This is a genomic window from Methylocaldum sp. 14B (genome assembly GCF_002005105.1).
Lineage (GTDB): Bacteria > Pseudomonadota > Gammaproteobacteria > Methylococcales > Methylococcaceae > Methylocaldum.
This window is the reverse complement of record NZ_MSCV01000015.1, coordinates 53,547-66,522: the sequence shown is the minus strand read 5'-3', so window position 1 is coordinate 66,522 and position 12,976 is coordinate 53,547. Positions and strand designations below refer to the sequence as shown.

Below are 12,976 nucleotides of genomic sequence, written 5' to 3'. Positions count from 1 at the left end.
TCGATCAGGCTTCCAGGCGTTCGAAGATCTTTTCGATCTTCTCTTGCAGGGTGGCCGCGGTAAACGGCTTGATTACATAGCCGTTTACACCGGCCTGCGCCGCCTCCACGATCTGGTCCCGCTTCGCCTCGGCGGTCACCATCAACACCGGCAACTGAGCCAGGTTCGGATCGGCGCGTACGGCGCGCAGCAAATCGATACCCGTCATTCCGGGCATATTCCAATCGGTGATCAGAAAATCGATTCCCCCCGACTGCAATTTGGGCAGAGCACTCTGCCCGTCGTCGGCTTCGAAAATATTGTTGAACCCGAGCTCCCGCAGCAGGTTTCTGATGATCCTTCGCATGGTGGAAAAGTCATCCACAACCAGGATTTTCATGTTCTTGTTCAAGGACGCTCACCTCGTTCCGGTTAACCATTTTTTATTATCGATTCATCGGGGCCTCAGACTTGCGCGGCTTTTCGCCTTCCCTTCGAACGGGCTCCGGCGGATTGCTCCGCATCCAGCCAGCCTTGCATTCTCGCCCTAAGGCGCAACATGGCCTGGCTTTGCAACTGACACACTCGGGACTCGCTGACCCCCAGCACTTCGCCGATTTCGCGCAAATTGAGTTCCTCTTCGTAATAGAGCGAAATCACCAAGCGCTCGCGCTCCGGCAATCCCGCGATCGCGTTCGCCAAAGCCTCGGCAAATCCGGACTGGGTCAATACCTCGACCGGAGGCGCGGCCGAATCCGCACAGTCGTCCAAAGCCGAATCGCCGGCCTCCAACAACTCTTCGAAACTGAACATGCGACAGCTCAAACTATCGTGAAGAACCTGATGGTATTCGGAGAGCGACAGTCCCAAATGCTCGGCGACTTCCGCATCTCGGGCGTCGCGCCCGGTCCTGGCCTCGATGCTCCGCATTGCTTCAGCCACATCACGCGCCTTGCGATGAACCGAGCGCGGCGTCCAATCGTAGCGCCTCAGCTCATCCAGCATCGCGCCGCGGATCCGGATCCCGGCATAGGTTTCGAAACTTGCGCCCTGAGCGTGATCGTACTGGCGGGCTGCTTCCAGCAAGCCCACCATGCCGGCCTGGATCAAGTCCTCCACTTGCACGCTGGACGGCAGCCGGCTCATGAGATGGTAGGCAATCCGTTTGACCAGTGACGCGTGTTGCCCCACGATGGCGTCCAATCCGGGCGCCTGTACCGATGCGTACAAGGCGATGCCGCTCATAAGGCTGCTGCGCTGTGGTACTGAATCATTCGCTCTACGAAAAACTCCAGCCGCCCACTGGCTTGGCCGGAAATCGGCAAGGCATCCATTTTCAGCGCCAAGGCGCGAAACGCCCGCGCCGCTTTGCTGTGCGGATAGGCGACGACCACCGGGGTTTGCTTTTGAACCGCCTTTCTCAATTGCTCGTCGCGAGGAACCACGCCCAATAGATCGAGCGTCACGTCGAGATAGCGGTCCGTCACCCGGCACAGCTTGCCGAACAACGCCTGACCCTGTTGATAGTCCTGGACCATATTGGGCAGGATTTGGAACCGATGAACGCCGTAGTCCCGGTTCAGCAATTTGATGAAGGCGTAAGCGTCGGTAAGCGACGTGGGCTCGTCGCACACCACCAGAATGATGTCCTGGCATGCGCGCGCGAAGTTGACCACGCCCCCCGAAATACCCGCTGCCGTGTCGACCAGCAGCACGTCGATGTCCTGGTTCATCTCCCCGAAGGCGCGAATCACGGCGGCCTGTTCCGCAGTGGTAAGCTCCGACATGCGCTGAATACCGGACGAGGCCGGCACGATCTTCAGCCCCGACGGCCCTTCTACGAGGATTTCGTCCAAACTGCGCTCGCCGCTCAATACATGGGACAGATTGAATTTAGGCTGCAAACCCAGGAGCACGTCGACGTTTGCGAGTCCCAAATCGGCATCCAGCAGGACCGCGTGCCGACCGAGCTCGGATAGGCTGACCCCGAGATTGACGGCGACATTGGTTTTGCCGACCCCGCCCTTGCCGCTGCTCACCGCCAAGACACGCACCGGCCTGGGCTGTGCCATACGTCGAATTCCGTCGGCCTGATCAGTATCAAACATTCGCATGGACTATCCAGTCTTCGTAGGTAGGCATCGGAGCGCCGACAGTCTCCGCTTCGGACCTTTCGGCAAAACACCGGTTTAATAATAGATGAGTTCTCGCCACGTGCAGGTCTTCCGGGACCTGCTGTCCGTCGCACACGAAGGAGACCGGCAAGCGGTTCTCCACCACCGTGGACACTGCGGCGCCGAGTTGGCCGGTTTCGTCCAGTTTGGTAAGAATGCAGGCTTCCGGGGAAAAGACCTTGAAGGCCTCCACCGCCTCTTGCATCACGCGCAGCTGGCTGGCCGCGGACATGACCAGATAGGATTTGACGGGCATGTCGGTGCGGCTGAACAGTGCGGCTTGCTCGGCCAGACGCCGGTCGCGCTGCCCTATGCCGGCGGTGTCGATGAGCACCAGGCGCTTATCGTAGAAACTCGACAGCAGCTGACGCAGATCCTCGATACTGGAAGCCGCCCGGACCGGTACGTCGAGGATGCGGCCGTAAGTCCCGAGCTGCTCATGAGCCCCGATGCGGTAGTTGTCGGTGGTGATCAGCGCGATTTGGCGCGGTCCGTGCTTGAGTCTGAACCGGGCCGCCAGCTTGGCAATCGTCGTCGTCTTACCGACGCCCGTAGGCCCGACCAGGGCGACGACGCCGCCGTAATCGAGCAGGTTGTCTTCGGCCAGCGGGATCTGCCGTGCCAAGACATGTTGACTCGCTTGCCACGCGACGTCGGCGTCGGCGACGCCGCCCAAGCGCTCGGCCAGTTCCAGACTGAGTTTCTTGGAGAACCCGAGCGCGCCGAAACGACGCAAGAGATCCAGTCGGGTCGGATTTCGGCCCGCCGCGGCCTGCCATCCGGTTTCACTCAAATGGGCGTCGATCACGCGCCGCATCTGTTTGAGTTCCCGTTGCATTTCCTTCAGCGCGTCGGCATCGACGCTCGGTTTGGCAGGAGCCGGCTGGGAAACGACGGCTTCGACAGAAGATTCTCGCTCGGGCCGGGAAGCCGGCTTTCCGGCAGCGGGTTCGACCGCAGGACCGCCCTGTTCGCTCCGCCCTGATATGGCATGGGTATCTACACAAGCTCCAAGATTGTCATTCCGGCAGGGAGTACTCGCCCCTTCCCTGCCGGGGTGGCGATTTGTGCGAATATCTTTGCCCGATACGGAAGGAGCCGGCTTGCGAAGGCTCGTCGCTGCCGAACCTGCTCCCAGTGCGGCCGAGCTCTTTCCAAGAGCCTCGCGAAAGGCGTCCTCGGCGCGCCGCCGGGTATCCGTTTCGGCTTTCGCGACCGGTTCGGCGTCGCCCGTCTCCGATTCGCCGCGCGACTCCGATTTCGCACGATCCAATAACAGCTGCTCGTCGAAGTCCCGAGCCGCGACGATCTCCACCCCGCCATCCACTTTGCGGTTGGACAAAATCACGGCGTCCGGCCCCTGCTCTTCGCGGACCATGCGGATCGCTTGACGAATATCGGGTGCGAAATATCGTTTGATCTTCATGCCTATGTCCTAGTCTTTCGGAAGCTGTCCCCAAAACTTTGCTAACGACTCCGGCAAGCGCAGCGGGACTGTGCGCGGCGGCTCAACCGCGCTGGCCGATGCTGGCCACCACCCTGACTTGCCGGTCTTCCGGGATCTCGTTGTAAGCCAAAACATTGAGCCCAGGGATGGAATGGCGCACGAAGCGCGCCAACCAGGGCCGCACCGGCGAGGACACCAGCAGAATGGCGGGATGTCCTTCCATTTCCAGCTTCTGCGTCTTCTCATCCAAGGATTTGTGGAGCTGCTCCGCCAAGCCCGGTTCGATGCCGGCGCCCTCGTGTCCGGCCGTTTGAAGTATTTTTTGCAACAACTGTTCCAGGTCCGGATCCAGGGTCAGAACCGGGATTTCCTTCTCCATGCCACTGATTTTCTGGACGATTAGCCGTCCGAGGGCGGCACGCACCACCGCTGTCAAAACGCCGGGATCTTGGCTTCTGCCGCCGAACTCCGCCAAAGTTTCGGCGATGGTCCGCATATCGCGAATCGGCACGTTCTCCTGAAGAAGGTTTTGCAGCACCTTGACGATGACGCTGAGAGGCAGGGTTTTCGGCGTGAGATCCTCGACCAGCCGCGGCATCGATTTGGCGAGCAGGTCGAGTAACTGCTGCGTCTCCTGATGTCCGAGCAGCTGGTGGGCGTGGGACTGCAACAAATGGCTGAGATGGGTGACCACCACGGTACCGGGATCGACCACGGTATAACCGAGCGTCTGGGCGTGGTCGCGCTGATCCGGTTCTATCCAGACGGCCTCCAGTCCGAAAGCCGGGTCCTTGCCCTCGACGCCCTTCAGCGTTCCGTAAACCCGCCCCGGATTGATGGCCATCAGGCGATCCGGAAACACTTCGGCCTCCCCGACGGTGACGCCGAGCAGGCTGATGCGGTAGGCGTTGGGAGTCAGGTCCAGGTTGTCCCGGATGTGCACCGAGGGGATCAGGAATCCGAGATCCTGGGACAGCTTCTTGCGCACGCCCTTGATCTTCGACATGAGCTGCCCGCCCTGATTCTTGTCGACCAGCGGGATGAGCCGATAGCCCACTTCCAGCCCGATGAGATCGACCGGAACGACATCGTCCCAGCCGAGCTCTTTCACTTCGGGCGCGGCGGCCGAGGGCCCGGCCGCGACGCGCGCTTCCGCCAATTCGCGCTCGCGCCGCTGACGCTTGAAAATGGAATAGGACGACGCGCCCATGGCGCCCGCCAGAAGCAAAAAGGCAAGATTCGGCATGCCGGGAATCAGGCCCAAGAGTCCGACCACACCGGCGGAAAGCGCAAGAGGCCTCGGGTCGGCAAAAAATTGAGCGCTGAACTGGGCGCCGATGTTCTCGTTGCTACTGGACACACGGGTCACGATCATGGCCGACCCGACCGACAGCAACAGCGAGGGGATCTGAGCCACCAAACCGTCGCCGATGGTCAGCAGCGTGTAATTGTGCAGGGCTTCGGAAAACGCCAGATCGTGCTGAAGCATGCCGACGATCAGCCCGCCGACCACGTTGATGAGCAAGATGAGGATGCCGGCTATGGCATCGCCCCGGACGAACTTGCTGGCGCCGTCCATCGATCCGTAGAAATCCGCCTCGCGCGAGACCTCCTGGCGTCTCGTCCGGGCTTCATCCTGATTGATGAGACCGGCATTGAGATCGGCATCGATCGCCATCTGCTTGCCGGGCATCGCATCCAGGGTGAACCGCGCGCTGACTTCCGACACGCGCCCGGCGCCCTTGGTAACGACCACGAAATTGATGATGACCAGAATGATGAACACCACCAGACCCACGGCGTAGTTGCCGCCGATCACGAATTCGCCGAATGCCTCGATCACCTTGCCGGCCGCGTCGGGACCCTTATGCCCTTCCAGCAGGACCACGCGGGTCGAGGCCACGTTGAGGCTCAGTCGGAGGAGCGTGGCGACCAGCAGGACCGACGGAAACACGGCGAAATCCAGCGGGCGCAGCGTGTAAATCGTCACCAGCAGGATCAGCAGCGAAAACGCGATATTGAAGGTGAACAGCAGATCGAGAATGAACGGCGGCAGCGGCAGCACCATCATCATCATCATGAGAAGAATGACGAGAGGAGCCCCCAAGCCGAGTTTGCCGGCGACTTTGATTCGTTCCAAAACTGTTGCGGCCATGACGAAAACCGTGCGTAACCTTCAGTGACAGCGAAGGTAATCACGTTTCGTGCCGACCGGCCGCAGAGCCGGACCCTCCGAAAAAAATGCAGGCAGTATGCGGCTTACGCGTCGGCAGCCTTGCGCAAGAATTCTTCCGGGATCTTGAATTCGGTCGGCGGCGTCGGAATGTCGCCGCCGAAAACCCGGGCCGCCTTGAGTTGATAGACGTAAGCCAAAACCTGGGCAACCGCGAAATAGAGACCGGCGGGAATTTCGCGGTCGAGATCGGTGGACGCATAGAGCGCGCGGGCGAGCGGCGGCGCGGACAGGAGCGGCACACCGGCACCCACGGCCAAATTCCGGATTTGGGCCGCCACCAGGTCCGCGCCCTTGGCGACGACTTTGGGCGCTTTCATGCCGGCCTGGTCGTATCTCAGGGCCACCGCGTAATGGGTCGGGTTGGTCACGATGACGTCGGCCTTCGGCACCTCGTCCATCATTCGGCGCCGCGCCAGCTCCATCTGCAAGCTGCGAATCCGGCTTTTCACTTCCGGTTTGCCTTCGACTTCGCGCATCTCGTCCTTGACTTCCTGGCGCGTCATCTTTAACTGGCGCTTGTGGTTCCAGAGCTGAAAGGGCACGTCCACGATCGCGATCAGCCCCAGCGAAGCGCACAGCCAGAAAATGAACGTCATGACGAGGCGCGCGATTTGATTCGCCGCCGGAAGCAAAGCCTGGCGGCCGAGACCGACGAGATCGTCGAAATAAGCCGTCAGCAGTCCGGCGGTCACAAAACCGATCAAGAGAAATTTCAGAACCGACTTCACGACTTCCGCGAGGGCCTGAACCGAGACCATGCGAGCCAGGCCCTTTATGGGATTGAGCTTTTCCGGCTTGGGTATCAGGTTCTCGCCGCTGAAATTCCAGCCCCCCAGCGCCATGGGAGCGGCCAGGGCAGCCAGAACGGCAAGACCGAGGATCGGGAGCAGAACCTGGCCCGCGGCCAGCAAGTCCCGGCCGAGATGGGCAAGCGGCGCCGCGGGATCGAAAAGGTCGCGGCGACTCAGACGAAAGTCTCCCTCCATGATTTGCCACAGGCTTTGCGCCATGCCGCCGCCGAAGGCGAATATCGCTACCGAACCGGTCAGCAGAAGAACGAGGGTATTCAATTCGCGCGATCGCGGAATCTGTCCTTTTTTCCGAGCGTCGCTCAGGCGTTTACTGGTAGGGTCCTCTGTTCGTTCCTGATCGGATTCCTCGGCCATGACACCTTATTTCAAATCGCTTTCAATTACGGAATTAACTTTTGTAAGGGTGGGTTATTCCAAATCGCTTTCAATAAGGAATTCATTTTTGTGGGATGGGTTTCGCTTCGCTCTACCCATCCTACGATGAATGTCCATTCGAATGCCGAATGGAATTAGTCCTACTGCAGAATCGCAGTCATCAATTGATACCCGTCATCGAGAAAGCCGGAAAAGAGGCTTAAAACGTCCGGCAGGCTGATGCCGATCAGAAACAGTCCCAACCCCAAGCTGACCGGGAATCCGACCGAGAAAATATTGAGCTGGGGCGCCGCACGGCTGGCTACGCCGAACCCCAGATTAACCAACAGCAAGGCCGTTACCAGCGGCAAGGAAAACAGAACTCCCGCAGCAAACAAGCGGCTCGCCCAGAGCGCCAGCCGCCGCATTCCGTCGGCACTCAAACCTTCGAACCCGACCGGCAGCATTTGAAAGCTGTCGACCAGCAGCCGGATCAGTATCAGATGTCCGTCCATGGCCAGGAACAGCAGCGTCGCCAAGATTTGGTAAAACTGGGCGATGACCGGAACCTGCACGCCGGTCTGCGGATCGACCATGGACGCAAAACCCAGTCCCATGCTGTAGGCGACGCTCTGCCCGCCGAAAACGACGGCTTCGAAAACCAGGTGCAGAACGAGACCGATTGCGAGACCAATCAGGAATTGCTGAACGGCGATCCAGAAACCGAACAAGCTGAATAGTTCCGCATCGGGCATGACCGGCAACATCGGCGAGATCAGCCAGGTGACGGACGCCGCCAGCATGACGCGGACACGGACCGGCACCATATGGCCGGTAAAGATCGGTATCGCAAGAAACAGCGCGCTAACGCGCAAGAAAGGCCATGCGATGCCGGCGACCAGAGTCAGGAGCTGGCTTTCGCTGAACTGCACAGACTTCAACCGATCAGGCTGGGTATGCTGCGAATCAACGACCGGGTGTAATCGATCAGCAGTTGCAGCATCCAGGGTCCGGCCAGCATCAGCACGATGGCCATGGCGATGAGCTTGGGCACGAACGTAAGGGTCATCTCGTTGATCTGGGTGGCGGCCTGGAACAGGGCGATCACGAGTCCGACGGCAAGGGCCACCAGCAGCATGGGCGCGCTGATCTGCATGGTGACGGTCATGGCTTGCTGGCCCAGGGCGGCAATGGTTTCGGGTGTCATTTACTGTTCGTAATGAAAGTCAAACCATATCGTCACCCCGGCAAGGAATGCCGGGGTCCAGGTTACAGGGACGTAGACGCCTCGCCATCCTTGGCCTCTGGATTCATGCCGCACAGTCCCTGTGCGGCACCCTACGGGCGCTTCGCGTGCAAATCGGCAATCCTGCCGATTTGTCCGGCACAAATTTGCCTGGAGCAAATTTGGACGTGCGGAGCACGGTCCGAAGGACGAGCCCCAGGGAAGGGGCGAGCAATCCGTGCCGGAATGACGGGTAATCCCGGCATCTCTTCCCTATAGCATTTTCTGATTCGGTGTAAGGGAGCGCCATAGGTAGGTCGGCAATCCCTTGCCGACCTACTGGCTCGGCAAAGGGCTTTGTCGGAAGGGCAGCTCTGGCGCTCCCAGAGATGCCGTTTGCGATTGGGAAGGGATTGCCGACCTACGTTCTTCCCACCCCACACGAAGCCGTACACCGGGATGAAAAACGCTCTAATACCTGCTGTAAAGACCTACTCGACGAAAAAACTCGCCGCGAGCGTCTCGACCACCAGCGCCCAACCGTCCACCAGGACGAACAGCAAAAGCTTGAAGGGAAGCGAAACGATCATGGGCGACAGCATCATCATGCCCATCGACATCAGTATGGTGGCCACCACCAGATCGATGATCAGAAACGGCAGGAACAAAAGAAATCCCATTTGAAAAGCCGTCTTCAGCTCGCTGGTCATGAAGGCCGGCACCAGCAAGGAAAATGGCGTCGCCTCGGGACTGGCGATGTCCTGCTTGCCGGATATGCGCGCGAAAAGCTCCAAATCGGTTTCCCGCGTCTGCTTGAGCATGAACTGGCGGAACGGAACCGCGGCGCGTTCGAGGGCCGCGCCCGGCGCCAGCTGTTCTTTCATATAAGGCTGCAGGGCCTGTTCGTTCACCTGCTCGAACACCGGCAGCATGGTAAACAGGGTCAGAAACAGCGAAATGCCGAGCAGTACCTGATTGTTGGGCGTCTGACCGGCGCCTAGTGCCTGCCGCAAGATCGCCAGGACGATCATGATGCGGGTAAACGAGGTCATGCTGAGCAACAGCGAGGGCAGCACGGTCAGCGCCGTCATCAGCGCCAGAACCTGTATCGTGACCGTGTAGGTCTGGCTGCCCTGGCCGTTGGCGGCCACGGTGAAAGCCTCGATGCCGGGAGCGCCTTGCGCCGAGGGAATCGACAACGCAAATAGAGCCGCGATCATCCCGAGAGACGTCAGAGCGAAGTACGGCCGACGGTTCATGATCGCCGCCCCGTCAACTCGTGCAAGCGTTCGGCGAAAGAGGCCCCGGCCGACGGCATTCCGCTCTCGACCGGGATGATTTCCGAATTTTCCAGGATGCACAGGGTCTCGACCCGTCCTGGCGCCACCCCCAGCACCAGTTGTTTCCCACCTGCCTGCAACAACACGACCCGCTCCCGAGATCCCAGCGAAACCGCGGCCAACACGCGAAAGCTTCCCGGCGCGAGCCGGGAAAAGCTGCCGAATCGCCGCAGCAGCCAGGCCAGAGTGAAAATGACCGCCAATACCGCCAGCAATCCGGTCAGACTCTTCGCCATATCCACCGAAGGCAAGGCCTTGGGTACGGCGGAAGCGGTGTCGGCCAGCAGAACCGGCGACATCAGCGACGAAACCACCGCAAAGACATGGGCCTTCATTTCAGCTTTCTCACCCGCTCCGCGGGACTGATGACATCGGTGAGACGAATACCGAACTTGTCGTTCACCACCACCACTTCGCCGTGAGCGATCAGCGTGCCGTTCACCAGCACATCCATGGGTTCGCCCGCCAGCCGGTCCAGCTCGACCACCGAGCCCTGGGTCAGCTGCAACAAATTGCGGATGTTGATCTTAGTGCGCCCTATCTCCATCGCGATGGTCACCGGAACGTCCAGCAGCACGTCCAGGTTGATGTCCTCGATTTTTGCCACGTCCGCCGCCGGCGGAGATCTCCCGAGATCTTCGAAGGTCGCGGGTTCGGGTCTCGGAGCCGCCGGCTGGCGGGGAGGCTCCGCCATTTTTTTGGCAGCCTCTTGCTGCTCCAGCAGGGCGGCGGCCCAATCGTCGGCTAGATCTTCGGATTCGTCGCCCCCGTCAGCGCCTTCGATCGATTCTTCCAATTCGTCGCTCATGCTCGTTCAACTCCGCTTCCCAATACCCCGATTAAGCGTTCTTTATCCCCGCTTGCGCGGCTGATCTTCTCCAGAATCTGCACTGCGTAATTGCCCCGCGAGATCCCGACCTTGCCGCGAAATACGGGGATGTCGTCGACGACGACCGTAATGGTCTCCGGCATTTCGATCGGAATCACGTCGCCGGCTCTCAACCGCAACATGTCCTCCAACGACAAGGTCTTTTCGACCAAGGTGCTGTGCATCTCGATTTCGGCATCCAGGATTTCCGCTTGCAGAGCCGTGCGCCAACGGTCGTCCGAATCATCGCTTCTATCCCCCTGAATACCGGCATCCAGAAGTTCCCTGATCGGCTCGATCATGGAATACGGCAGGGTAATGTGCAGATCGCCTCCCCCGCCTTCCACTTCGATATGTATGGTGGAGACCACGACGACCTCGGCGGGACTCACGATGTTGGCGAACTGCGGGTTCACTTCCGAACCCAGATACTCGAACTCGATCGGCATGACCGGCGCCCAGGCCTCTTTCATGTCCTTGAAAATCAGCTCGAGCAGCATCTGAATGACCCGCATCTCGGTCGGCGTGAACTCGCGTCCCTCGATTTTGTTGTAGAACTGACCGCTGCCGCCGAAAAAATTGTCCACGACGGTGAACACCAGGGTCGGCTCCATGACCATCAAACCACGCCCACGCAAGGGGTTGAGCCGGATGACGTTCAGATTGGTCGGAACGAACAGGCTGTGCACGTATTCCGAGAACTTCAGGACCTGAACGCCCAATACCGAAATCTCCGCGGAGCGCCGCAGCAAATTGAACAGACTGATGCGGAAATGACGGACGAAGCGGTCGTTGATCATCTCCAGAGTGGGCATCCGCCCGCGCACGATGCGGTCCTGACTGGTGAAGTCGTAGGTCCGTACCTCGCCGCTTCGAAAATCGATCTCCGATTCGGTTCCGATATCTCCGTCGTCGACGCCGTGCAGAAGCGCGTCGATTTCTTCCTGAGTCAAAAGATCATGAACGGCCATGGCTATTGCATGATGAATCCGGTGAAAAAAACCTCTTCGGCGCCTTCCTTGTGGCCCGTTTGCTTAGAAACTACCGCGTTGATTTCCTCGAGCAGCTTGCCCCTGAGCGCCTCTTTGCCTTCGGCCGTCTTGAGCCCCGCCGGCTCCTGGCCGCTCAGCAGCAAAAGCACGTTGTTGCGGATCATCGGCGAATGCTTTTTCACCGCGTCGATCACGGCTTGATTTTTCGAAGCGACGCTAAGGCCAACCTGGAGCAGGCGGGCATCCGGATTGCTCTTGAAATTGACCACGAAAGCCGGGTCGATAGCGAAATAGATCATCGGCAGCGCGAGTGCCCCGCCGTCACGGGATTCCGCAGCCGCCTCATTCTCGTTCTGCTTCGGTGGGAAGATCCCCCAAAAATAAAGCGCTGCGAACACGGCAAGGAGCGTTCCCAGCATCGCTCCGAGAACGATAAAAATAACGCTCTTGGATGACTTCTTCTTTTCTTCGCCTAAATCCAGTTTGTCTTGTTGCGCCATCGCGGTTTTCCAAAGTTTTCTGCTGCCTTCAGCAACAATGATGCCCACAAAAAAAGCTTAGCACCGACAAGGCATTAGCAAGCCCTGAACGCTTTTCGTCGCCCTACGGCAAGACAAAAGCCAGCAAGGCGCCAAAATTCGGACGCTTGGAAACGAAAGGAGGCTGATGGCTGAATGCTCCAAGAGCGAGATCAACCCCGGCAGCGCTACGGCCGATACGAGGAGCGAGCAACTGCGGCACGGGAACGGGTATTCAGATACAGAGCCAGAAAACGGGGATCGGCATAATCTGTATCAGCCGGCTAAGCCGATCCCTTAGGCATTATGAAATCGAGATTAGTAATCCATGCTTAATTGGTAAGCGTTCCGGTAATACTCGTGAATACATTTTGGCCGGTACAGGCATTGATCGTACCCTTTACAGTAAGGGTGCCGCCTGTAACGCCACTGAACGTTCCAGTATTTCCGGGAGCGGTAATTGGCCCCACCGTGAGCACGGGCGCCTTGACATACATGATTTCCGTGACCGCCCATTTACAAGGATATGCTACCGGAGAAAAGCTGACAGGCGTATCGCCATCGGTGCTCAACCGCGACAGTTCCGAACCCGACGAATCGGTACACGTGATGACATGGCGAAGATGGCCGGGCACCACGAGAGGCTGTCCTGTCGGAAGCATGACGGGCGCTCCGGAGCCGTCCGTAAAAACCTGTAGATCGTATCCTTTCCCCAAGACGGCGCATACCAACGTAGTCTTGTTATCTACTTTTACGGCCATTTCTCCGAGCTGGGTATCTCCCTCGTAATTCGGCGCTATCGCCGGCCAATCGATATCGTCATTTCCCAAATCGTCGTAATGAATCGAGGCTTCCATAACCGTTTGAGTACGCCCTACCCCCGACTTGATCACGATATCCGCAGAAGCAGAGGCCGAAACGATCATCCCGGTAGCGACGCAAACGGTAATTACAGACGGTTTCTTAAACATTATTGTTTCCTTGTAATTGATGAACAAACTAAAGCGCGACTGAACTCCCAAAGCGTGTTG

14 protein-coding genes are annotated in these 12,976 nt (G+C 59.1%); all 14 read right to left on the bottom strand.

From position 1 onward, the window contains the following. Window positions 1-4: 4 nt before the first annotated feature. A complete protein-coding gene (gene cheY, locus B2A78_RS12645; RefSeq protein WP_077730359.1) occupies window positions 5-391 on the bottom strand; it encodes a chemotaxis response regulator CheY in 387 nt (128 codons plus the stop codon). Between the two features lie 53 nt (window positions 392-444). Beyond that, window positions 445-1,224, bottom strand: coding sequence for an RNA polymerase sigma factor FliA (locus tag B2A78_RS12640; protein WP_077730358.1), 780 nt, complete (start codon window positions 1,222-1,224; stop codon window positions 445-447). Further along, window positions 1,221-2,051: a MinD/ParA family protein gene (locus B2A78_RS12635; RefSeq protein ID WP_077730357.1), complete on the bottom strand. Its 831-nt coding sequence runs from the start codon at window positions 2,049-2,051 to the stop codon at window positions 1,221-1,223. Before B2A78_RS12635 ends, B2A78_RS12640 begins: the two co-directional genes overlap by 4 nt. 28 nt (window positions 2,052-2,079) lie before the next feature. Continuing rightward, window positions 2,080-3,579, bottom strand: a complete 1,500-nt coding sequence (gene flhF, locus B2A78_RS12630) for a flagellar biosynthesis protein FlhF (RefSeq protein ID WP_077730356.1) — start codon at window positions 3,577-3,579, stop codon at window positions 2,080-2,082. 82 nt (window positions 3,580-3,661) lie between these two features. Continuing rightward, window positions 3,662-5,755 (bottom strand): flagellar biosynthesis protein FlhA, encoded by a 2,094-nt coding sequence (flhA, locus tag B2A78_RS12625; protein WP_077730355.1) that lies wholly within the window; start codon window positions 5,753-5,755, stop codon window positions 3,662-3,664. A gap of 104 nt (window positions 5,756-5,859) precedes the next feature. Beyond that, window positions 5,860-7,002 (bottom strand): flagellar biosynthesis protein FlhB, encoded by a 1,143-nt coding sequence (gene flhB, locus B2A78_RS12620; RefSeq protein WP_077730354.1) that lies wholly within the window; start codon window positions 7,000-7,002, stop codon window positions 5,860-5,862. A 161-nt stretch (window positions 7,003-7,163) separates the two neighbouring features. After that, window positions 7,164-7,934 carry a flagellar biosynthetic protein FliR gene (fliR, locus tag B2A78_RS12615; protein ID WP_077730353.1) on the bottom strand — a complete coding sequence of 257 codons (771 nt, stop codon included), beginning with the start codon at window positions 7,932-7,934 and terminating at the stop codon, window positions 7,164-7,166. Window positions 7,935-7,939: 5 nt separating this feature from the next. Next, window positions 7,940-8,209, bottom strand: a complete 270-nt coding sequence (fliQ, locus tag B2A78_RS12610) for a flagellar biosynthesis protein FliQ (RefSeq protein ID WP_077730352.1) — start codon at window positions 8,207-8,209, stop codon at window positions 7,940-7,942. 509 nt (window positions 8,210-8,718) lie between these two features. Then, window positions 8,719-9,447, bottom strand: a complete 729-nt coding sequence (gene fliP / locus B2A78_RS12605; protein ID WP_077730412.1) for a flagellar type III secretion system pore protein FliP — start codon at window positions 9,445-9,447, stop codon at window positions 8,719-8,721. A 35-nt stretch (window positions 9,448-9,482) separates the two neighbouring features. Then, complete coding sequence (fliO, locus tag B2A78_RS12600) at window positions 9,483-9,902, bottom strand: flagellar biosynthetic protein FliO (RefSeq protein WP_077730351.1); 420 nt, start codon at window positions 9,900-9,902, stop codon at window positions 9,483-9,485. Next, complete coding sequence (fliN, locus tag B2A78_RS26990; protein ID WP_077730350.1) at window positions 9,899-10,375, bottom strand: flagellar motor switch protein FliN; 477 nt, start codon at window positions 10,373-10,375, stop codon at window positions 9,899-9,901. Before fliN ends, fliO begins: the two co-directional genes overlap by 4 nt. Next, window positions 10,372-11,406 (bottom strand): flagellar motor switch protein FliM, encoded by a 1,035-nt coding sequence (gene fliM / locus B2A78_RS12590; RefSeq protein WP_077730349.1) that lies wholly within the window; start codon window positions 11,404-11,406, stop codon window positions 10,372-10,374. Before fliM ends, fliN begins: the two co-directional genes overlap by 4 nt. 2 nt (window positions 11,407-11,408) lie before the next feature. Continuing rightward, window positions 11,409-11,927, bottom strand: a complete 519-nt coding sequence (locus B2A78_RS12585) for a flagellar basal body-associated FliL family protein (protein ID WP_077730348.1) — start codon at window positions 11,925-11,927, stop codon at window positions 11,409-11,411. Window positions 11,928-12,277: 350 nt separating this feature from the next. Further along, the gene (locus tag B2A78_RS12580) at window positions 12,278-12,916 is read right to left on the bottom strand and encodes a hypothetical protein (protein WP_143735166.1); all 639 of its coding nucleotides are present in this window, start codon (window positions 12,914-12,916) and stop codon (window positions 12,278-12,280) included. Window positions 12,917-12,976 lie beyond the last annotated feature (60 nt).

Coding starts and splice junctions, on each gene's coding strand:
- B2A78_RS12640 (WP_077730358.1), bottom strand. CDS start 1,224: ATGAGCGGCATCGCCTTGTACGCATCGGTACAGGCGCCCGGATTGGAC.
- B2A78_RS12635 (WP_077730357.1), bottom strand. CDS start 2,051: ATGGCACAGCCCAGGCCGGTGCGTGTCTTGGCGGTGAGCAGCGGCAAG.
- flhF (WP_077730356.1), bottom strand. CDS start 3,579: ATGAAGATCAAACGATATTTCGCACCCGATATTCGTCAAGCGATCCGC.
- flhA (WP_077730355.1), bottom strand. CDS start 5,755: ATGGCCGCAACAGTTTTGGAACGAATCAAAGTCGCCGGCAAACTCGGC.
- flhB (WP_077730354.1), bottom strand. CDS start 7,002: ATGGCCGAGGAATCCGATCAGGAACGAACAGAGGACCCTACCAGTAAA.
- fliQ (WP_077730352.1), bottom strand. CDS start 8,209: ATGACACCCGAAACCATTGCCGCCCTGGGCCAGCAAGCCATGACCGTC.
- fliP (WP_077730412.1), bottom strand. CDS start 9,447: ATGATCGCGGCTCTATTTGCGTTGTCGATTCCCTCGGCGCAAGGCGCT.
- fliO (WP_077730351.1), bottom strand. CDS start 9,902: ATGAAGGCCCATGTCTTTGCGGTGGTTTCGTCGCTGATGTCGCCGGTT.
- fliN (WP_077730350.1), bottom strand. CDS start 10,375: ATGAGCGACGAATTGGAAGAATCGATCGAAGGCGCTGACGGGGGCGAC.
- fliM (WP_077730349.1), bottom strand. CDS start 11,406: ATGGCCGTTCATGATCTTTTGACTCAGGAAGAAATCGACGCGCTTCTG.
- B2A78_RS12585 (WP_077730348.1), bottom strand. CDS start 11,927: ATGGCGCAACAAGACAAACTGGATTTAGGCGAAGAAAAGAAGAAGTCA.
- B2A78_RS12580 (WP_143735166.1), bottom strand. CDS start 12,916: ATGTTTAAGAAACCGTCTGTAATTACCGTTTGCGTCGCTACCGGGATG.